13 protein-coding genes and 1 rRNA gene are annotated in these 19,858 nt (G+C 68.3%); 13 read left to right on the top strand and 1 reads right to left on the bottom strand.

What is annotated here, in order from left to right; genetic code table 11:
- The first annotated feature begins 91 nt into the window (after window positions 1–91).
- The 12 genes from G447_RS0105575 to G447_RS0105520 all read left to right on the top strand — a co-directional run bounded on the left by G447_RS0105575 (window position 92) and on the right by G447_RS0105520 (window position 16,610).
- Window positions 92–1,153, top strand: a complete 1,062-nt coding sequence (locus G447_RS0105575) for an ABC transporter substrate-binding protein (protein WP_005869132.1) — start codon at window positions 92–94, stop codon at window positions 1,151–1,153.
- 176 nt (window positions 1,154–1,329) lie between these two features.
- Window positions 1,330–3,093, top strand: a complete 1,764-nt coding sequence (locus G447_RS0105570) for an L-fucose isomerase (RefSeq protein ID WP_026430350.1) — start codon at window positions 1,330–1,332, stop codon at window positions 3,091–3,093.
- A 205-nt stretch (window positions 3,094–3,298) separates the two neighbouring features.
- Complete coding sequence (locus G447_RS0105565; RefSeq protein ID WP_026430349.1) at window positions 3,299–4,705, top strand: rhamnulokinase; 1,407 nt, start codon at window positions 3,299–3,301, stop codon at window positions 4,703–4,705.
- Window positions 4,680–5,675 (top strand): substrate-binding domain-containing protein, encoded by a 996-nt coding sequence (locus tag G447_RS0105560; RefSeq protein WP_026430348.1) that lies wholly within the window; start codon window positions 4,680–4,682, stop codon window positions 5,673–5,675. Before G447_RS0105565 ends, G447_RS0105560 begins: the two co-directional genes overlap by 26 nt.
- An 11-nt stretch (window positions 5,676–5,686) precedes the next feature.
- Window positions 5,687–6,118: an RbsD/FucU family protein gene (locus G447_RS0105555; RefSeq protein WP_005869149.1), complete on the top strand. Its 432-nt coding sequence runs from the start codon at window positions 5,687–5,689 to the stop codon at window positions 6,116–6,118.
- A 284-nt stretch (window positions 6,119–6,402) separates the two neighbouring features.
- Window positions 6,403–7,149 (top strand): DeoR/GlpR family DNA-binding transcription regulator, encoded by a 747-nt coding sequence (locus G447_RS0105550; protein ID WP_026430347.1) that lies wholly within the window; start codon window positions 6,403–6,405, stop codon window positions 7,147–7,149.
- Window positions 7,150–7,159: 10 nt separating this feature from the next.
- Window positions 7,160–8,497, top strand: coding sequence for a dihydrolipoamide acetyltransferase family protein (locus G447_RS0105545; RefSeq protein WP_026430346.1), 1,338 nt, complete (start codon window positions 7,160–7,162; stop codon window positions 8,495–8,497).
- Between the two features lie 16 nt (window positions 8,498–8,513).
- Window positions 8,514–9,881, top strand: a complete 1,368-nt coding sequence (gene lpdA, locus G447_RS0105540) for a dihydrolipoyl dehydrogenase (RefSeq protein WP_026430345.1) — start codon at window positions 8,514–8,516, stop codon at window positions 9,879–9,881.
- A gap of 33 nt (window positions 9,882–9,914) precedes the next feature.
- Window positions 9,915–12,368, top strand: coding sequence for an alpha-ketoacid dehydrogenase subunit alpha/beta (locus tag G447_RS0105535; RefSeq protein WP_005869463.1), 2,454 nt, complete (start codon window positions 9,915–9,917; stop codon window positions 12,366–12,368).
- Window positions 12,369–12,525: 157 nt separating this feature from the next.
- Window positions 12,526–13,830 (top strand): PHP domain-containing protein, encoded by a 1,305-nt coding sequence (locus G447_RS0105530; RefSeq protein ID WP_026430344.1) that lies wholly within the window; start codon window positions 12,526–12,528, stop codon window positions 13,828–13,830.
- Between the two features lie 50 nt (window positions 13,831–13,880).
- Entirely contained in the window at window positions 13,881–14,900 is a 1,020-nt protein-coding gene (locus G447_RS0105525) for an SDR family NAD(P)-dependent oxidoreductase (RefSeq protein WP_005869462.1), read from the top strand.
- Window positions 14,901–15,011: 111 nt separating this feature from the next.
- A complete protein-coding gene (locus G447_RS0105520) occupies window positions 15,012–16,610 on the top strand; it encodes an alcohol dehydrogenase catalytic domain-containing protein (RefSeq protein ID WP_005869465.1) in 1,599 nt (532 codons plus the stop codon).
- A gap of 734 nt (window positions 16,611–17,344) precedes the next feature.
- On the opposite strand, the gene G447_RS0105515 is transcribed toward G447_RS0105520, so the two are convergent.
- Window positions 17,345–18,814 (bottom strand): alanine/glycine:cation symporter family protein, encoded by a 1,470-nt coding sequence (locus G447_RS0105515; RefSeq protein WP_026430343.1) that lies wholly within the window; start codon window positions 18,812–18,814, stop codon window positions 17,345–17,347.
- Window positions 18,815–19,700: 886 nt separating this feature from the next.
- Between G447_RS0105515 and G447_RS0105510 the strand changes: the two genes are divergently transcribed.
- Window positions 19,701–19,858: ribosomal RNA gene (locus G447_RS0105510) — 16S ribosomal RNA — on the top strand; the annotation flags it as partial.

Genomic DNA, 19,858 nt, shown 5'->3' with positions numbered 1-19,858 from the left:
CCCATCAACTTTCGATCCAATGAACTCGGACAGAGATGTCCACCGTCCTTTGGCCGGGGCGTCCCCGACCAAACCCATGAAAGGAAAACCAATGCGACCCATCGGACGTATCGTCGCCGCCGCCGCCGTCGGCACCATGGCCCTGGGCCTCACGGCGTGCTCGCGGTCGGAAGACACCTCGTCGACCAGTGACTCGTCGGGCTCCAACGCCCCGGCGGCGAAGGTCGAGTGCGCCTCGGACAGCGGCGAGGAGTGGGAGAAGTCGGTCACGAAAGGCGACGGCTCCCAGACCATCTACCTCGTGTCCAAGGGGTTCCAGCACCGCTTCTGGCAGGCCGTGAAGGAGGGCGCCGAGGAAGCGGGCAAGGCCTGCGGTTACAAGATCCAGTTCGTCGGCCCCCAGAACGAGAAGGCCGTCACCGAGCAGACCGACCAGCTGAACACGGCGTTCGCGTCCAAGCCCGCGGCCATCGGCTTCGCGGCGCTCGATTCGGCTGCCGCGGCTGAAACTCTGGACAAGATCAAGGCGGAGGGCATCCCCGTCGTCGCCTTCGACTCCGGCGTCGACTCGGACATTCCCGTCACCACCGTCCAGACGGACAACTACGCCGCGGCCGGAGAGGCCGCGAAGCACATGATCGAAATCCTCGGCGACAAGCAAGGATCGGTCGGCATGGTGTGCCACGACCAGACCTCCACCACCGGCAAGCAGCGTTGCGCGGGCTTCAAGGACTACTTCGAGAAGAACGCCCCGTCCAACCTCACGCTGGTCCAGGAGCAATACGCGGGTGAGGTCGGCCTGGCCGCCGACACCGCCAAGGGCATCATCCAGGCGAACTCGGACATTGTCGGCATGTACGGCTCCAACGAGGCGGCCGCCTCGGGCGTGGTCCAGGGCGTGTCCGAGTCCGGCAAGTCCGACGTCACGATCGTCGGCTTCGACTCCGGCAAGCCGCAGCAGGACGCCATCAAGGACGGCTCCGAGGCCGGTGCGATCACCCAGTCGCCCAAGCGGATGGGCGAACTGACCGTGAAGGCCGCGATCGCGGCGATCAACAAGGGTGGACTGCCCAACGTGATCGATTCCGGTTTCGCCTGGTACACGAAGGACAACATCGCGGACTCCGCGATCGCCCCCAACCTTTACGAGTGACGGCTCCCGCCGTCCGCGTGGGACGAGGCCGGGGCTGAGCGCGGCCCAGCCCGGTCCCCCTGGGGCCCGCCGCAGTGCGGGCCCCAGGACTGGCCGAACGAACCGCCACCAATGGATCCGAGGGGGCGCGCGCCCCCGCAGACCACAATGACAACTTCATGGAGGAATGAAGGGACATGACGCAACACCCCCGTATCGGAATCCGACCCACTATCGACGGGCGCCGCAAGGGCGTCCGGGAGAGCCTCGAAGACCAGACCATGGGCATGGCCCGCGCGGTCGCCGGGCTCTTCACCGAGAACCTGCGCTACCCGGACGGCGAGCCCGTCGAGGTCGTCATCGCCGACACCACGATCGGGCGCGTCCACGAGGCGCAGGCCTGCGCCGCGAAGTTCAAGGAGAACAACGTCGGCCTGACCGTCACGGTCACCCCCTGCTGGTGCTACGGCACGGAGACCACGGACATGGACCCGGCCATGCCCCACGCCATCTGGGGCTTCAACGGCACCGAGCGCCCCGGCGCCGTGTACTTGGCGGCCGCGCTGGCCGGGCACGCCCAGATCGGCATCCCAGCCTTCGGCATCTACGGCGAACACGTGCAGGACGCCGACGACGCCTCGATCCCCGAGGACGTGCGCACGCGCCTGCTGGACTACGCGACCGCAGGCCTGGCCGTCGCCCAGATGAAGGGCGAGGCCTACCTGTCCATGGGCTCGGTGTCGATGGGCATCGCCGGCTCCGTCGTCAACCCCGAGTTCTTCGGCGCCTACCTGGGCATGCGCAACGAGTACATCGACATGAGCGAGTTCACGCGCCGCATTGACGAGGGCATCTACGACCACGAGGAGTACGAACGGGCCTACAAGTGGATCCGCGAGAACTTCAAGCAGGGCAAGGACTGGAACCCGCCGGAGTGGCAGTACCCCGACAAGCACGAGGACTGGTGGAAGTTCGTCACGAAGATGACGCTCATCGGCCGGGACCTCATGCACGGCAACCCGCGCCTGGCCGAGCTGGGCTTCGAGGAGGAGGCGGGTGGCCACGGCGCCATCGCCGCGGGCTTCCAGGGCCAGCGCCAGTGGACCGACCACTTCCCCAACGGCGACGTGCTCGAGACCATCTTGAACACGAACTTCGACTGGACCGGCATCCGCCAGCCCTCGGTGGTCGCCACGGAGAACGACTCCCTCAACGGCGCGTCCATGCTCTTCGGCTACCTGCTGACCAACACGCCGCAGATCTTCTCCGACGTGCGCACCTACTGGAGTCCGGAGGCCATTGAGAAGGCGACGGGCTGGAAGCCCGAGGGCCTGGCTGCAGCCGGTCTGCTCGACCTGCGCAACTCCGGTTCGACCACGCTCGACGGCGCCGGGAAGGCGCTGCGCGACGGCGAGCCCGTCATCAAGCCCTGGTACGAGCTGACCGAGGAGGACCGCGAGGCCACCCTCGGGGCCACGACCTTCCACCCGGCCTCCACCGGCTACTTCCGCGGCGGTGGCTTCTCCACCCACTTCCGCACCTCCGGCGGCATGCCCATGACCATGTGCCGCATCAACCTGGTGCGCGGCCTGGGCCCGGTCATGCAGATCGCCGAGGGGTACTCCGTGGAGCTGCCCGACGAGGTCGCCTACACGATCGAGGAGCGCACTAACATCGAGTGGCCCACGACCTGGTTCGTCCCGAACCTCACGGGCGAGGGCGCGTTCAAGAGCGTCTACGACGTGATGAACAACTGGGGCGCGAACCACGGCGCCATCAGCTACGGCCACATCGGCGGCCAGCTGATCACCCTGGCGTCCATGCTGCGCATCCCGGTCAACATGCACAACGTGCCCGAGGAACGGGTCTTCCGCCCCAAGGCATGGTCGCTGTTCGGCACCGAGTCCCCGGAGGGCGCCGACTTCCGCGCCTGCCAGACCTTCGGCCCGATGTACCGCTGAGAGTGGGGGACTCCCCCGATCTGAATGCTGCGGCGCGGAGCGCCACGGCTCCGCGCCGCAGCACCCGGCCCCCGCGCACGCGCGGGGCACCGGCCCGACCAAGGGCCGCCTCCGCACGGAGTACCCGGACACAGGGGGTCCGGGAGCATAATGGCATTCCCGCCCTCGCCGCACGGGTGGTGGCGGGTGAGAAAGGGAACCCAGGATGACCACCGTACTTGCCGTAGACCTCGGATCCGCGTCGGGGCGCGTACTCGCCGGCACTTTCGCCGATGGGCGCGTGGAGGTCGCCGACGTCCACCGTTTCAAGCACCAGGCCCTGCGCGACGGCGCCTCCCTGACATGGGACGTCGAGACCATGTGGGAGCAGACCGTCATCGGGCTGCGCGAAGCCGTCGAGGCCCACCCCGACGCCGTCTCCGTCTCCATCGACACGTGGGGCGTGGACTTCGCCCCACTCGACGCCGACGACGAATTGGTCGGCCCGGTCCGCGCCTACCGCGACGAGCGCACATCCCGCACACTCGGGGAGTTCCGCTCCCGCCTGGGCGACCGGGAGGTCTTCGACCTCACGGGTCTGCAGCCCGCCACCATCAACACCGCGAACCAACTGGTCGCCATGCTCGTCGAGGAGCCGGAGCTGGCCGCCAGGGTCGCGTCGGTCCTCTACCTGCCCGACTACTTCGCATGGCGCCTCACCGGCGTCAAGGGCTGGTCGCGCACCATCGCCTCCACGTCGGGCCTGGCCGAGCCAGGAGCCGGGCGGTTCTCCGACGAGGTCTTCGAACGCCTCGGCATCCCCCGGCAATGGGTGGGGGGCATCAGCGCCGACCGCACCGTCGTGGGGCAGTGCTCCGTCCCCGGCCTGGAGGGGCTCACCGTCGTGCGCGGCGGCGCCCACGACAGCGCCTGCGCGGTCCACGGCCTGCCCATCGACGAGGGGAAGCGGGCCTACTTCCTCTCCTGCGGCTCCTGGTCGGTCCTGGGCGCCATCGAGGACGCGCCCCTGATGTCGGACGCGGCCTTCGACCTGGGGATCACCAACGAAGCGCGCACCGACGGGGGCGTGCGGCCGCTGTTCAACATCACCGGGATGTGGATCCTCCAGGAGATCCAGCGCCAGTGGGAGCGCGAGGGGACGCCGACCGACACCGACGAACTGGTCGCCCAGGCCCGCCAGTGCCCGCCCGCCGCCGCCTACTTCAACCCCGACGACCCCCGCTTCGCCGAACCCGGCGACATGCAGCGCAAGATCGACCAGGCCCTGGCCGCCCAGGGCGCCCCCCTTCCCCAGTCGATGCCCGAGTACGTGCGCGTCATCATCGAGTCCTTCGCCCACCGCTACGCCCGCGCCGTCGGCGAGTTGACGGAGGCGACGGGGCAGGCCCCCGACCAGCTCAACCTGGTTGGCGGCGGCGCCCGCAACCGGCTGCTGTGCGACCTCACCGCCTCCCTCGCGGGGGTCACGGTCGTGGCGGGGCCCATCGAGGCGTCCACCTTCGGCTCGTTGCTCGCCCAACTCGAGGCCCTGGGGGAGCTCGACCCCGCCGACCGCCCGGCTGTGATCGCGGCGAGCGCCTCCACCCGTGTCCATGTCCCGCAAGCCCGCTAAGAAAGTATCCCTGGCGGATATCGCGGCGTTGGCGGGGGTGTCGACGAACACCGTGTCCCGCGTGGTGCGCGGCGACCCCGAGGTGGCGGACAAGACCCGCAAGCGCATCGCCGCCCTCATCGACGAGACGGGGTACGTGCCGAACTACGCGGCGCGGGCGCTGGCCTCGAACCGCACGGGGGTCCTCCACGTGCTGCTGGCCGCACCGATGTTCCACGGGCACGGGCGGGTGCTGCTGGCGGTGCTCAACGCCTCCAGCCAGGCGGGGTACCACGTGTCCCTTTCCTACGCGTACTCGCCCGATGGGCGGCTGCGCTCGGACATCGCGCCCTTCGACGTCGATGGCGTCGTGATCCTGGGGGGCCAGGATCCCACTGTGGAGATGGCAGCCGCCGTCGGTCAGAGGGTCCCCACAGTGCTGGTCCTCACTTCGGAGAAGGGGCTCGACGGGGTTTCCACCGTCGCCATCGACAATGTCCGTGGCGCGCGGATCGCCACGGAGCACCTGCTGGACCAGGGACTCACCGACGTCGTGCACATCTGCGGGCCCGAGGGCTGGTCGGACGCGGTCATGCGCCGCATCGGGTACCAGCGGGCCTGCGCCGAGGCGGGGGTGCGCCCGCGCGTCCTGGTGCCGGACTCGTGGGACTCCCGCGACGGCTACGACGCGATGCGCGCGCTGGACCGCCTGCCGCAGGGCATCCAGACGGCGAACGACCAGCTCGCCCTGGGGGCGATGCGCTTCATCCACGAGAAAGGGGGGACGGTGCCCGGGGACGTGCGCGTCGTCGGCTTCGACGACATCGACGGCGCGGACTCCTACGCGCCGCCGCTCACAACGATCCACCAGCCCTTCGACAGGCTGGGGCGCACAGCCGTGCGCCTGGTCCGCTCCATGATCGACGGGGGCAGGCCGCAGGACATCACGATCGACCCCGAGTTGGTCATCCGGGCCAGCTCCATACTATGAAAGGAACCACAGTGCTGTACGGACCCATGACCCATCCGCAGTTCCTGCGCGCCCTGGCCACTGCCGGCCACGGCTCGAAGATCCTGCTGGCGGACGCGAACTACCCCCACAAGACTGGAGTGGGACCCTCCTGCGAGTTGGTCTCGCTCAACTACGCTCCCGGCATGCTGGACGTGATCGAAGTGCTCCGGGTCCTCAAGAGGACGATCCCGATCGAGAGCGTGGAGATCATGGTCCCCGACCCCACTGCCGAGCCGGTGGGGATCCCGATCCACGACGAGTTCAAGGAGGAGTTGCCCGACGTGGAGTTCTCCTCCCTCACGCGCTTCGACTTCTACGACGCGGCCCGCTCCGAGGATGTGGGGATCGTCGTGGCGACGGGGGAGCAGCGCCTGTACGGGAACCTGCTGATCACGGTCGGGGTGCGCCAGCCGGACGAGTGAGCATTTTCGTTTGAGTTTCGTTTTTCCGTGTGGGTGGCGCTACGGGCGCTGCTGTGCGGGCAGACGTGCGGCGGGCGGGGTCCGAATCGGATCCCGCCCGCCTTTTCTGCGTATTGTCCAGGCAAAGCGCGCTTCTGCGCCCCCTTGGCCCGCGTGTGGGCCGCGCATGCCCTGCCGCTGCGGAAGTGGTGTCCGAATGATGTTGCGCACTTTCGTTTCCTTGTCTATTATAGACGCAAGGGAAAGCAAAATGACGGATTTTCGTCCACGAAGAGGTGATGGACATGGATCGGGCGGCGCGCACCGGCTATATCCTCGACCGCCTCGCCGCCGAGGGGGAGGTGAGCGTCACGGCACTGGCCGCCGACCTCGGCGTCTCGCCCGTCACCGTGCGCACCACGCTCAGGGCCCTCGAAGTCGAGGGCTACCTCGTGCGCACCCACGGGGGAGCGCGGCCGACCGCTTTCCGCAATATCCACCTGCGCCAACTCGACCGCGTCGAACAGAAGGAGCGCATTGCGCGCGCCGCCGCCGACATGGTCCGCGACGACGACCGCATCATGATCGAGGCCGGCACCTCGTGCGCCCTCATCGTCAAGTTCCTCACCCGCAAGCGCGGCGTCCAGATCCTCACCAACTCCGTGCTCGTCTTCGCGAACGCGCGCTCGAACCCCAACCTCAACATCACTCTCACAGGAGGGCAGTTCCGCGCCGAGTCCGAGTCCCTGGTCGGACCGGTCGCCGAACGCTCCATCAACGACTTCAACGCCCGCATCGCCTTCCTCGGAACCGATGGCTTCAGCGTTGACCGCGGCCTGACCACACAGCTCATCGAGGGCGGCCAGGTCGGTGCCGTCATGCGCACCCGCGCAGAAGAGACGTGGCTGCTGGCCGACTCGTCCAAGTACGGGTGCGCCGGTTTCGTCAGCTTCATGGGGATCGACGAGGTCACCGGAATCATCACCGACGATGAGATCCCCACCCAATCCACAAAGGAACTTTCCGAGCGCACGAAGTTGCGCATCGTCTAGGAGGAAATACATGGCCACCATCGTGGTGATGCCCCAGCTGGGCAACTCTGTGGAGTCCTGCATCATCGTGGAGTGGACGGTCGCCGAGGGCGACGCCGTCTCCCTCGACCAGACCCTCTGCTCCATCGAGACCGACAAGTCGACGATGGAGGTGCCATCGACCGCCGAGGGCACTGTTCTCAAGCTCCTGTGGGACGAGGGGGACGAGGTCCCCGTCAAGGATCCCCTCATCATCGTCGGCGCCCCCGGCGAGGACGTCTCCGGCCTCGTCCCCGGGGGTGGGGCCGCCGAGGCCGGACCCGCGCCCGACGAGGAGGCCCCCGCCAGCGCCGTGCCCGCGCCCTCCCTCGCGACCACCGCGGCCAGTGGCGCCGTCTCCCCGCGCGCCCGCGCGCTCGCGTCCGCCAAGGGCATCGACGCCTCGGCCATCACCGAGGGCTCCGGGCCCCACGGGCGCGTCATCGAGCGCGATGTCGCCGCGGCGATCGCCGCCGGCCCTGTCCTCACCTCCGCCGCGCGCGCCGCCGGTGTGAGCGCCGCAGAGGGCACCGGAATCGGGGGCCGCGTCAGCGTCGCCGACGCGAACCGCGCCCCCGGGGCACCGGCCGCACCCGCCGCCCCGGCTGCCGCTCCGGCCGCCGACTTCCCCGGCGCCTCCGCATCCTCACCGCTCAAGGGCGTGCGCAAGGTCGTCGCCAAGCGCATGATGGAGTCCCTGACCACGACCGCCCAGCTGACCCTGAACACCACGGCGAACGCGGCCGGCATCCTCGCCCTGCGCAAGAAAGTCAAGAACGCCGACGAGGCCCTGGGGCTGAACAAGATCACTCTCAACGACCTCGTCTGCTTCGCGGTGTCGCGCACCCTGCCGAAGTACCCCGTCTTCAACGCGCACCTCGAAGACGGCGTCCTCACCCAGTTCGAGCAGGTGCACCTCGGCTTCGCGTGCGACACCCCGCGCGGCCTCCTGGTCCCCGTCATCCGCTCCGCGCAGTCCCTGGGCCTCAAGGCGTTCTCCGACGAGGCCAAGCGCCTGGCCGGCGGCGCCATCGACGGCACCCTGTCGCCCGACTACCTGGGCGGCGGGACCTTCACGGTCTCCAACATCGGATCCTTCGGGATCGAGACCTTCACCCCCGTCATCAACCTGCCCCAGACGGCGATCCTCGGCGTCGGCGCGATCACTCCGCGCCCGGCCCTCGCCCCCGACGGCACCGTCGGCGTCGAGCAGCGCCTCAACCTGTCGCTCACGATCGACCACCAGGTCATCGACGGCGCGGACGGCGCGCGCTTCCTGCGCGACCTCGTCGCCGCCATCGAGAACATCGACGTGACAGTCCTGGCCTGAGGAAAGAGGAACACACATGAGCGAGACACACTTCGACGTCATCGTCCTGGGGGCCGGCCCCGGGGGCTACCTGGCCGCCGAGCGCCTGGGGAACGCGGGCAAGAAGGTCGCGCTGGTCGAAGAGCAGTACCTGGGCGGCACCTGCCTGAACGTGGGCTGCATCCCCACGAAGACCCTGCTCAACGGCGCCAAGAACTACCTGCACGCCAAGGAAGCCAGCCAATTCGGCGTCGACGCCCAGGGCGTGTCCGTCAACTGGAGGCAGATGCAGGACTGGAAGGACCAGGTCGTGCGCGGACTGGTCGCGGGCGTGGCCGCCACCGAGCGCAAGGCGGGAGTCGCGGTCATCAACGGACGGGGCCGCCTCGACGCCCCCGGACGCGTCACCGTGGAGGGCACGGCCTACACCTCGGACCACGTCATCATCGCCACCGGCTCAGTCCCGGCCATGCCCCCGCTGCCCGGCACGCAGGACAACCCCGCCCTCGTGGACTCCACGGGCATCCTGTCCCTGCCCGAGGTGCCCGAGCGCCTGGCCGTCATCGGCGGCGGTGTCATCGGCGTCGAGTTCGCCTCCCTCTACTCCACGCTCGGCTCGAAGGTCACCGTCATCGAGATGGCGCCTGAGATCCTGCCCTTCATGGACGACGACCTGGCCGCCAAGGCGCGCGCCGCCATGAGGGACGTGGCCTTCGAGCTCGGCTGCCGGGTCGAATCCCTCGACGGGGGCACCGTCCACTACTCCAAGGACGGGGAGAGCAAGAGCGTCGATGCCGACGTGGTCCTCATGGCCGTCGGCCGCCGCCCCGCGACTGACGGCTGGGGCGCCGAAGAGAGTGGCCTCGAGATCAACCGCGGCGTCGTCGTCGACGACACGATGCGCACGAACCTGCCGAACGTGTGGGCCATCGGCGATGTCACCGGGCGGTCGCTGCTGGCGCACGCCGCTTACCGCATGGCTGAGATCGCCGCGGCGAACATCCTCGACCCGGACGCCAAGAAGCGCGGCGAGGTCATGCGCTGGCACACCGTGCCGTGGGCCGTGTTCTCGATCCCCGAGGCCGCCGGCGTCGGCCTGACCGAATCGGCCGCCAAGCGCGAGGGGCGCCCCGTCCTGGTCGCCAAGGTCCCCGCCCTCATGTCCGGCCGCTTCATCGCCGAGAACGGCTTCAAGGCCCCCGGCGAGGCGAAGATCCTCGTCGACCCCGACACCCACCAGGTCCTCGGCATCCACGTGCTCGGCGCGTACGCCGCCGAGATGATCTGGGGCGCGCAGGCCGTCCTCGAGATGGAGCTCACCGTCGAGGACCTGCGCCAGGTCGTCTTCCCCCACCCCACGGTCTCCGAGGTCATCCGCGAGGCCGCCTGGGCCGTCAAGCTCTGAACACCCGCTACTCAAGGAAGAAGTAGAAAACCCATGACCAAGTCACTCATCGTCGATCCCTCGGAGGTGCGCGCGCCCGGGCACGTCGCCTTCCCGGACGTTCCCGTGAACCAGTACTCCTTCGACCTCGGCACCGAGGTGGCGCGCCACGGCGAGGACGGCCTCGTGCGCATGCTCCACGACATGATCGTCGTGCGCACCTTCGAGTCGATGCTTGACTCCATCAAGAAGACCGGCGAGTGGCAGGGCGTCGCGTACAACCACAAGGGCCCCGCCCACCTCGGCATCGGCCAGGAGTCCGCCTACGTCGGCCAGAGCGCCGTACTGGCCCCGGACGACTTCATCTTCGGCTCCCACCGCTCCCACGGGGAGATCCTCGCCAAGTGCTATTCGGCGATGCACCAGATGGACGAGGGCGACCTCGAGGCCATCATGAAGGGCTTCCTGGGCGGCGAGACCCTGTCCTACGCCGAGCGGATCGACTACAAGGACACCAAGGACCTCACTGAGAACTTCATCCTCTTCGGGGCGCTCGCCGAGATCTTCGCCCGCAAGTCCGGCTTCAACCGCGGCCTGGGCGGCTCCATGCACACCTTCTTCCTGCCGTTCGGCTCATACCCGAACAACGCGATCGTCGGTGGGAGCGCCCCCATCGCCAACGGCGCGGCCCTGTTCAAGCGCATCAACCGCAAGCCCGGCATCGTCATCTCCAACGTCGGCGACGCCGCCCTGGCCTGCGGCCCCGTGTGGGAGGCCCTCACCTTCGCGTCGATGGACCAGTTCCGCTCCCTGTGGCGCGCGGAGGACGGCGGCAACCCGCCGATCCTGTTCAACTTCTTCAACAACTTCTACGGCATGGGCGGCCAGACCTACGGCGAGACCATGGGCTACGAGGTCCTCGCCCGCGTGGGCGCCGCCCTCAACCCCGAGGCCATGCACGCCGAGCGCGTCGACGGCATCAACCCCCTCGCCGTCGCCGATGCCACCGCCCGCAAGAAGAAGATCCTCGAGGAGGGGCGCGGCCCCGTCCTCATGGACACCATCACCTACCGCTTCTCGGGCCACTCGCCGTCGGACGCCTCGTCGTACCGCACGAAGGAGGAGGTCGAGCTGTGGGAGCAGGTCGACTGCATCAAGGAGTACTCCGAGCTGCTCATCTCCAACGGCCTCACCACCCAGTCCGCCATCGACGACTACACGGCGGGCCTGACCGGCAAACTCGTCAAGGTCCTCAAGCTCGCCATCGACGACCAGACCACCCCGCGCGTGGCCGACGGCTACATCGACTCCGTCATGTACTCCAACGAGAAGGTCGAGTCCTTCGACGATGCCACCCCCGAGATCGACCTGGCGGACAACCCGCGCGTGAAGGCCCTGGCCAAGAAGGTGCGCACCAGCGTCGACGAGTCCGGCAAGCCCGTCTCCAAGATGCGCATGTACCAGTTCCGCGACGGCCTCTTCGAGGCGATGCTGCACCGCTTCAAGACCGACCCGACGATGGCCGCCTGGGGCGAGGAGAACCGCGACTGGGGCGGCGCCTTCGCCGTCTACCGCGGCCTCACCGAGGCACTGCCCTACCGCCGCCTCTTCAACTCGCCCATCGCCGAGGCCTCCATCGTCGGCGCGGGCGTCGGCTACGCCATGGCAGGCGGGCGCGCGGTCGTCGAACTCATGTACTGCGACTTCCTGGGACGCGCTGGCGACGAGGTCTTCAACCAGATGGCCAAGTGGCAGTCCATGAGCGCCGGCCTGCTCAAGATGCCCCTCGTCCTGCGCGTCTCCGTGGGAGCCAAGTACGGCGCCCAGCACAGCCAGGACTGGAGCGCTCTGACAGCCCACATCCCCGGCCTCAAGGTCTACTTCCCGACCACGCCCACCGACGCCAAGGGCATGCTCAACCTGGCGCTGTCCGGCACCGACCCCGTCGTCTTCTTCGAATCCCAGAAGCTCTACGACAAGGGCGAGGACTTCGAGCCCGGCGGCGTCCCCGAGGGCTACTACGAGACCGAAGAGGGCGAGCCCGCGATCCGCCGCGAGGGCAGCGACATCACGATCGCGGCATACGGAGCCACCGTCTACAAGGCCCTCGAGGCCGCGGACGTGCTGGCTGAGAAGTACGGCATGAGCGCCGAGGTCATCGACCTGCGCTTCGTGGCGCCCCTGAACTACGACAAGCTCATCGCCTCCGTCAAGAAGACCGGCCGCCTGCTGCTCACCTCGGACGCGGTCGAACGCGGATCCTTCCTCAACACGGTCGCCACCAACGTGCAGACCCTCGCCTTCGACGCGCTCGACGCGCCGGTGGCCGTCGTGGGCTCGCGCAACGGCATCACACCCGGCCCTGAGATGGAATCTTTCTTCTTCCCGCAGGTATCCTGGATCATAGACGCGATCCATGAGCGCATCGTCCCATTGCCCGGCCACGTGCCCACCACGAAGCACGCGACCGAGGCCGAGATCGCCCGCCTCAACAGGGCGGGCCTGTAAAAGCCATGGGGCGGGCCGTGCTCCCCTTTCCGGCCCGCCCCCTGCCGGTCCGCCAAGCGGACCAGCGACGGGGCCGGGGCACCCTCCACGCCAACACCGCCCCGGCCCCGTCGCCACACTTCATCGCAACCCAATGACCGTGATGCGAGGACCAACAATGGACGCCACGAACGACGCGACCCTCAGCCAGGATGAGCGCACAGCAGCGCTCCGGGAAGCCATCCGCGGGGAAGCGTTCCCCGAATGGGTCCCCGAGTCCAACAACCACATCCACACCTGCTACTCCTTCAGCCCCTACACCCCCACGCACGCCGCCCTGCTGGCGCGCCGGGCAGGATTGCGGGTGGTGGGCTCCGTCGACCACGACTCCATCGCCGCCGCGGCGGAGATGACGGCCGCCACCCGTGCCCTGGGAATGGGCTCCGTGACGGGTTTCGAGATCCGCGCGCGCTTCGACCCGGACGGCCCGCTCGACGGGCGCAAACTCAACAACCCCGACTCCGCGGGAATCGCCTACATGACCGTTCAGGGAGTGCCCGAGCCCGCGCGCGCCGCAGTGGACGCGTGGCTGGCCCCCAAGCGGCAGGCGCGGCTGCGCCGCACCCTGGCGATGGCCGACGAGGCGAACACCATCCTGGCCGGCCTGGGCCTGGAACCCTTCGACCCGCAGGCCGACATGGTCGGCGCCTCCCAGTACGCCCACGGGGGAGGCATCACCGAGCGCCACCTCCTGGCCGCCATGGCCTCGGCCCTGATCAGGGGATTCGGACGCGGCCCCGCCCTGGTGGCAGGCCTGGGGACGATGGGCGTCCGCGTGCCCGCCGCTCTTTGCGGCGCCCTGGCCGACCCCGGCAATCCCCACCTCGTGTTCGACCTGCTCGGCGTCCTCAAGGCCGAGTACCTCGACCGCGTCTACATCCAACCCACCGACGAGCTGGCCACCGCCGACGAGGTCGTCGCGTTCGCCGACTCCGTGGGGGCGATCGCCACCTACGCCTACCTGGGAGACGTGTCCGCCTCGCCGACCGGTGACAAGAAGGCGGAGAAATTCGAGGACGACTTCCTCGACGAGCTCTTCGACGCCATGGAGGCCAAGGGCCTGCGCGCCGTCACCTACATGCCCCCGCGCAACACCCCCGCCCAACTCGAGCGCGTCCACCGGCTCGCCGCCGCCCACGGCATGCTGGAGATCTCCGGCGTTGACATCAACCAACCGCGCCAGGCCTTCAACTGCCCCGAACTGCGCCGCCCCGAGTTCGCCGGCCTCAACGAGGCCACGTGGGCGCTGGTCGCCCACGAGGCCCTGTCCTCCGTGGACCCGGCCCTGCACCTGCTGGGCCGGACGGGACGGCTGGGCCCCGACCGCCTCGCGCAGCGCATCGCCCAGTACGCGCCCCTGGGCAGGAGGGTCGCCGACGGCGAGGCGGCCGACCGCGTCGCCGAGGACGCCACGAGGGCCTGAAACCACAACCACACGCCCCGCCAGGCGGGGCCGAGAGAAAGACAACCGCCATGACACACGCACCGCTGGTCCGCGGACTCTTCCTGGCGGCGCTGCGCCGCCCCGTCATCGTCAGCCCCACCGACCAGGAGGCGGGAATCGTCCTCGACGAGCCCCTGGCCGACGTGGCCCCCGACTCCCTCGCGGACGTGGAGCTGCCCGTCGTCGTCTCCGCCGGGGGCGAGTCCTACCAGGTCCGGGCCACTGCCTCCGGGGAGCGCGCCATCACCGGGCGCGTCGCCCTGGTCACGGGCGGCGCCCAGGGCTTCGGCGCGGAGATCGCCAAGGGCCTGGTCGACCAGGGGTGCTTCGTGTACATCGCCGACCTCAACGGCGAGGGCGCGGCGGCCAAGGCCGCAGAACTCGGAGCCGACACCACCCACCCCATCACCGTCAACGTCGCCGACGAGGACTCCGTGGCCGCGATGGCCGCCGAGGTCGAGCGGGTCACGGGCGGCCTCGACCTGGTCGTGTCCAACGCCGGCATTGTGCGCGCGGGCTCCGTCCTGGAGCAGGACGCGTCGGCGTTCCGCCTGTCCACGGACATCAACTACGTGGCGTTCTTCCTGGTCACCAAACACCTGGGGCAGCTGCTGGCCCGCCAGCACGAGACCAGTGGCGAGTGGATGTGCGACATCATCCAGATCAATTCCAAGTCCGGCCTGGTCGGCTCGAACAAGAACGCCGCCTACGCGGGCTCCAAGTTCGGCGGCATCGGCCTGGTCCAGTCCTTCGCCCTCGAACTGGTCGCCCACGGCATCAAGGTGAACGCCATCTGCCCCGGGAACTTCTACGACGGCCCCCTGTGGTCCGACCCGGAGAAGGGCCTGTTCGTCCAGTACCTGAACTCCGGGAAGGTCCCCGGCGCCAAGACCGTCGCCGACGTCAAGGAGTTCTACGAGGCGAAGGTCCCCATGCGCCGGGGCGCCAGCGGCATCGACGTCCTGCGCGCCATCTACTACATCGTCGAGCAGGCCTACGAGACGGGCCAGGCCGTGCCCGTCACCGGGGGCCAGGTCATGCTCTCCTGACCGTTCCGCCGGGCGGGGCGGGCCGCGCCCGGCCCGTGGGCACGCCGCCGCGGGCGCTCCCGCTCCACGCCACCGCCAGTTCCGCGCTCCCCTCACGACAAGGAAGAAAACATGACTCAGGTCCCTGAAACCCAGTACGCCATCCAGATCACGGGGGTCGACCAGTTCGAGGTCAACACCGCCAAGCCCGTCGACCGCTTCGGTCCCCACCAACTGCTCCTCAAAGTGGAGGCGTGCGGCATCTGCTTCTCCGACACGAAGCTGCTGCACCAGTTCGACAGCCACCCGCGCAAGAGCGAGGTCGTCTCCGGCATCGCCCCCGAGGCGCTCGCAGAGATCCCGAACTACCGCCCGGGCAGTGCCCCCACAGTCCCCGGCCACGAGCCGGTCGTCCGCGTGATCGCGGTCGGCGACGCCGTCACCCACTTCAAGGTCGGTGACCGCCTCCTGGTCCAGGCCGACTGGAAGCACCTGCGCACCGCGAAGTCGAACGGCGCCTTCGGCTACAACTTCGACGGCGCCCTCCAGGAGTACACGGTCGTCGACGAGCGCTGCGTCGTCGCCCCCGACGGCGAGGAGTTCCTCATCCGCGTGTCCGAGGCCCCCTCCGCTGCGGCCGTCGGCCTCATCGAGCCGTGGGCGACCGTCGAGGGCTCCTACGCGTGGAAGGAACGCGGCCACCTGGCCGACGGCGGCAAGCTGCTGGTCGTCGGCGAGGGCGACGTGGACGCGCTGACGAGCGCCCACGCCCCGGCCTCGATCACCCGCGTGAGCGAGGAGGAGGCGCTGTCGGTTGAGGGCTCCTTCGACGACATCGTCTACTTCGGCGCGAACGCCGGGGTCATCGAGAAGATCGCGCAGCTTCTGGCCTCCCGAGGCGTCCTCAACGTCGTCCTGGGCGGGCGCCGGATCGAGCGCAAGGTGTCCCTGGACATCGGGCGCGTCCACTACGACTTCATCCGCTTCGTGGGCACCACCGGGGACGACCCGGCCGAGGGCTACGCGTGGATCCCCGACACAGGCGACCTGCGGGTGGGCGACAAGATCGCCATCGTCGGCGCGGCGGGCCCGATGGGCCAGATGCACACGATGCGCGCCGTCACCTCCGGTGTCCCCGGCATCAGCGTCGTCGGCACGGACCTGTCCGACGAGCGCCTCGCGGGCCTGAAGGCCGTTGTTGGCCCAGTCGCCGAGAAGAACGGCGTGCCCCTGTCGATCGTCAACACCTCCGCGACCCCCCTGGAATACGGATACACCCACATCACGTGCCTGGTGCCCGTCCCGGCGCTCGTCGCGGGCGCGGTCGACCTGGCGGCCGAGGGCGCGATCATCAACGCCTTCGCGGGAATCCCCGCGGGTACCTTCGGCGACTTCGACCTGCAGGGAATCATCGAGCGCCACATCTTCATGCTGGGGACCTCCGGCTCGGATGTGTCCGACATGCGCACTGTCCTGCACAAGATCGAGGAGGGCATCATCGACACGTCGATTTCCCTCTACGCCGTCACCGGAATGGCCGGCTTCGGCGACGCCATCAACGCCGTCATCAACCGCACCTCGGGCGGCAAGATCATGGTCTTCCCGTCCCTGCACGACCTGGGTCTGACGCCGCTGAGCGAGCTGGGCGAGAAGTTCCCGCAGGTGGCCGCTGCCATGAAGGACGGTCTGTGGACCAAGGAGGCCGAGGAGGCGCTGCTCGCCACTGAGTGAGAGCGGTGGCCGCAGTCCTGGGGACCCGTCGTGCGTGAGCGCGGCGGGTCCCTGCCGCACGAGGCGCGGACTGCCGACTGTTCGCGCGCCCCTCCGCCGGCGCGTGCTGCTGCGGTCCGTGTCCGCGCTCCCCAGGGGCGGGGTGGTCCAAGGGGTGGGGTGGTCCAAAATGCGTCTGGGTTTCGCTGTTTTCGGAGGGCCCAGCACGGGGGTGGTCCAAAATACGTCTCAGTTTGACGGTTTTGGCCGGATTCAGGCGATTTCGGGCAGACTCAGACGCATTTTGGACCAGGCGTCCGGAAAGACCCCGGATCCGCCCGAGACTCAGACGCATTTTGGACCACCAAGCCGCCGGACCACCAAGCAGCCGGACCACCAGGCCGCTGGACGATCAGGTTGTTGGGGCACCAAGCCGTTGTTCCGCAAGGCCCCCTCCCCACCGGGCTCTCGGGGCGGTTGGGCGATCACCAAGCGCTGTGGGAGCGCCGCAAGGCCGCTGCCCCACCGGGCTCCTGGGGCAGCTGGGCGGCCGATAGCGCGTCCTTTCCGCCTGCGGGCACTCTGCCGGGTTGCGTATGCGGGTCTGGCAAGAGGATCGCGCCAGGTAGAGCACTCCAGTGCGGATTCCCCAGCGGGGGAGCCTCCCCGTGGGATCTGGACCCGCATATCGAAAAAGGCCCCGGTCCCGTCGAATCACATCAACGGGACCGGGGCCTTTGGCGCGTTGGCGCCCCCTACGCGTTCACCGGAACGGCGGAGGCGGCGGCCACCGGGGCGGCCGCGTCCTGCCAGTAGTCCAGCTCCCCGGGGTCGAGCCCGATGGAGGAGGCGACGAACTGCGGGTTCTTGCCGGCCTTGCGCTGCGCCTGGTAATCCTTCAAGCAGTCCACGGCCTTCTTGCCCAGGATGACGATCACGGGCAGATTGATCAGGGCGAGGAGGCCCATGAGGATGTCGCCCAGGTTCCACGCGACCTCGAACTCCAGCAGGGCGCCCGCGAACACCAGCAGGGCCGCAGTGGCGCGGAACGCGGTGAGCATCCAGTGCTTGAAGTCGATGTCGCGCAGCAGGAAGCGGAAGTTCACCTCCGCGTAGTAGAAATTGCCGATCAGGGTGGTGAAGGCGAAGAGGAAGAGCGCTGTGGAGACGAAGGGCTGCGCGAATCCGCCCAGGACGGTCGCGATGGAGGCTGTGACCAGCGGCGCCCCTTTGAGGAGATCGGTTCCTTCGACGCCTGAGGCGAGCACGACGAATGCGGTGAGGGTGCAGATGACCATGGTGTCGATGAAGACGGAGAGCATCTGGACCAGGCCCTGTTTCACGGGGTGCGACACGGAGGCGGAGGCCGCGGCGTTGGGGGCGGAGCCGACGCCCGCCTCGTTGGAGTACAGACCGCGCTTGATGCCGTGCATCATGGCCGAGCCCGCGAAGCCGCCAGCCACCGTCTCGAAGCGGAAGTCGAAGGCCCCGGAGACGATCGCTTTGAACATGGTGGGGATGTTCTGGTAGTTGAGCACGATGACGACAACGCCGACGCCCAGGTAGACGAGCGCCATGATCGGCACCAGGACCCCGGTGACATCAGTGAGGCGGCGGGTGCCGCCGAAGATGGAGGCGGCCATGAGGACGGCCAGGACCGCGCCGACGATCCACGGCGTCCACTCGTTCGCCCACGAGTAGGCGCTGAAGGCGTCCGCGACGTTGAAGGAGGCGAGCAGGTTGAAGCCGCCCATGTAGGTGAGGATCAACATGACGGCGAAGGACGAGGCGAGCCAGTTCTTCTTGAGGGCGGTCTGGATGTAGTAGGCGGGGCCGCCGTAGGAGTGGTGAGGCCCCTTCTTCTTGTAGATCTGCGCCAGGGTGGACTCGATGAACGCGGAGGCGCCGCCGAGCGTGGCGATGAGCCACATCCAGAACACTGAGCCGGCGCCTCCCAAGCCCACGGCCGTGGCGACGCCGGCGATGTTGCCGACGCCGACGCGCGAGGCGGTGGACACCATGAGCGCCCTGAAGGACGAGACCTCGCCCTCTTTCTCCGGGGGCTCGGCGACGACCCGAAGGGACTCCTTGAACATCCGCAGGGGCAGGGCCGCGGTGCGGATGAAGAAGTAGAGGCCGACGCCGATGAGCACAGCGATGAGGATGTAGCTGTACAGGGTGTCGGAAACGGCATTCAGGAATGTCTTGATCGTCTCGTTGCTCATCGGATCCTCCGCGTTCTGTTCGGGGGACAGGGCTGCGGGCCTCCCGAGTGCAGGACCGCCAGGGGGTGCGCAGCCGTGTTCTTGGGGGGAAGCATAACCCAAGGTCAAAAAATGGCAAAGTCGCTTGGTAATAACCTTACTGAACAGGCGGGTGTCCCAGCGGACCGGGTGTGCGGTGCGCGGGGCGGTTCGTGATCTGCCGACTGTTGCGATTCCGGTTCAGCCGGATCTGTTGCTCGGTTGAGTGGGGTCGTTGCGCGCGGGCTGTCCGCGAGCTCTGGGCCCGGTCCACGAGGTGTGGGCCGGGCCCGGCATTATCGCCGCGGGGCCGGTGGCGCGGGTGGCCTCCTTAATGTGTTGGGGACTGCTCTGCGTGTGGGGCGTTCGTGGGGCGGGCCTGTTCTGCGAGGTGTGGGCCGGGCCGTGGGGTGCGGGTCGGTCCTGTCCGATACGGCGATGGCGATTGTGTTGTAGGACATTTTTTGGACGAATCGCGGCTCGAAGGCAGTCGTGTTGGGTGGAAAAGCCTGGAAATTCACTGTTTGTGGGGTCTGTGAGGGGGTTCGTGCGGATCGGCGCTCTGATTTGACGGCGGGGGGTGGGGTGGGTATTGTTTTCTTCGTTGCGCCGAGAGGTTGCCGCCCGGAGGTTCGGGATGGTGGGCTTCTCTGCGGCCCCTCCTCCTTATCTGTGTTCACGGATTTTTCTGTGCGTGTGGGTTTGTGTGGGTGTTGTTTGTGAACTCGATAGTGTGTTTGTTTGTCTACAGTTTTTGTTTTGTTTTTGTGCCTGTTTTTGTTTTTGAGTTTTTTGGTTGGGGTCGCCTGCTTGTTCCTGGTTGGTTCTGGGGGTGGGTGGGTGGTTCTCTTCCGGGCTGTTTTGTTTTTGTTCGGAGAGTTTGATCCTGGCTCAGGACGAACGCTGGCGGCGTGCTTAACACATGCAAGTCGAACGCTGAAGCCTGGCTTTGTGTTGGGTGGATGAGTGGCGAACGGGTGAGTAACACGTGAGTAACCTGCCCTCTTCTTCGGGATAACGGTCTGA

The organism is Schaalia georgiae DSM 6843, assembly GCF_000429245.1.
GTDB lineage: Bacteria > Actinomycetota > Actinomycetes > Actinomycetales > Actinomycetaceae > Pauljensenia > Pauljensenia georgiae.
This window is presented reverse-complemented; position numbering and strand designations above follow the sequence as displayed.

What these genes read in the sequence shown, in the direction of transcription:
- G447_RS0105575 (WP_005869132.1), top strand. Translation starts at nt 92, where the DNA reads ATGCGACCCATCGGACGTATCGTCGCCGCCGCCGCCGTCGGCACCATG.
- G447_RS0105570 (WP_026430350.1), top strand. Translation starts at nt 1,330, where the DNA reads ATGACGCAACACCCCCGTATCGGAATCCGACCCACTATCGACGGGCGC.
- G447_RS0105565 (WP_026430349.1), top strand. Translation starts at nt 3,299, where the DNA reads ATGACCACCGTACTTGCCGTAGACCTCGGATCCGCGTCGGGGCGCGTA.
- G447_RS0105550 (WP_026430347.1), top strand. Translation starts at nt 6,403, where the DNA reads ATGGATCGGGCGGCGCGCACCGGCTATATCCTCGACCGCCTCGCCGCC.
- G447_RS0105545 (WP_026430346.1), top strand. Translation starts at nt 7,160, where the DNA reads ATGGCCACCATCGTGGTGATGCCCCAGCTGGGCAACTCTGTGGAGTCC.
- lpdA (WP_026430345.1), top strand. Translation starts at nt 8,514, where the DNA reads ATGAGCGAGACACACTTCGACGTCATCGTCCTGGGGGCCGGCCCCGGG.
- G447_RS0105535 (WP_005869463.1), top strand. Translation starts at nt 9,915, where the DNA reads ATGACCAAGTCACTCATCGTCGATCCCTCGGAGGTGCGCGCGCCCGGG.
- G447_RS0105530 (WP_026430344.1), top strand. Translation starts at nt 12,526, where the DNA reads ATGGACGCCACGAACGACGCGACCCTCAGCCAGGATGAGCGCACAGCA.
- G447_RS0105525 (WP_005869462.1), top strand. Translation starts at nt 13,881, where the DNA reads ATGACACACGCACCGCTGGTCCGCGGACTCTTCCTGGCGGCGCTGCGC.
- G447_RS0105520 (WP_005869465.1), top strand. Translation starts at nt 15,012, where the DNA reads ATGACTCAGGTCCCTGAAACCCAGTACGCCATCCAGATCACGGGGGTC.
- G447_RS0105515 (WP_026430343.1), bottom strand. Translation starts at nt 18,814, where the DNA reads ATGAGCAACGAGACGATCAAGACATTCCTGAATGCCGTTTCCGACACC.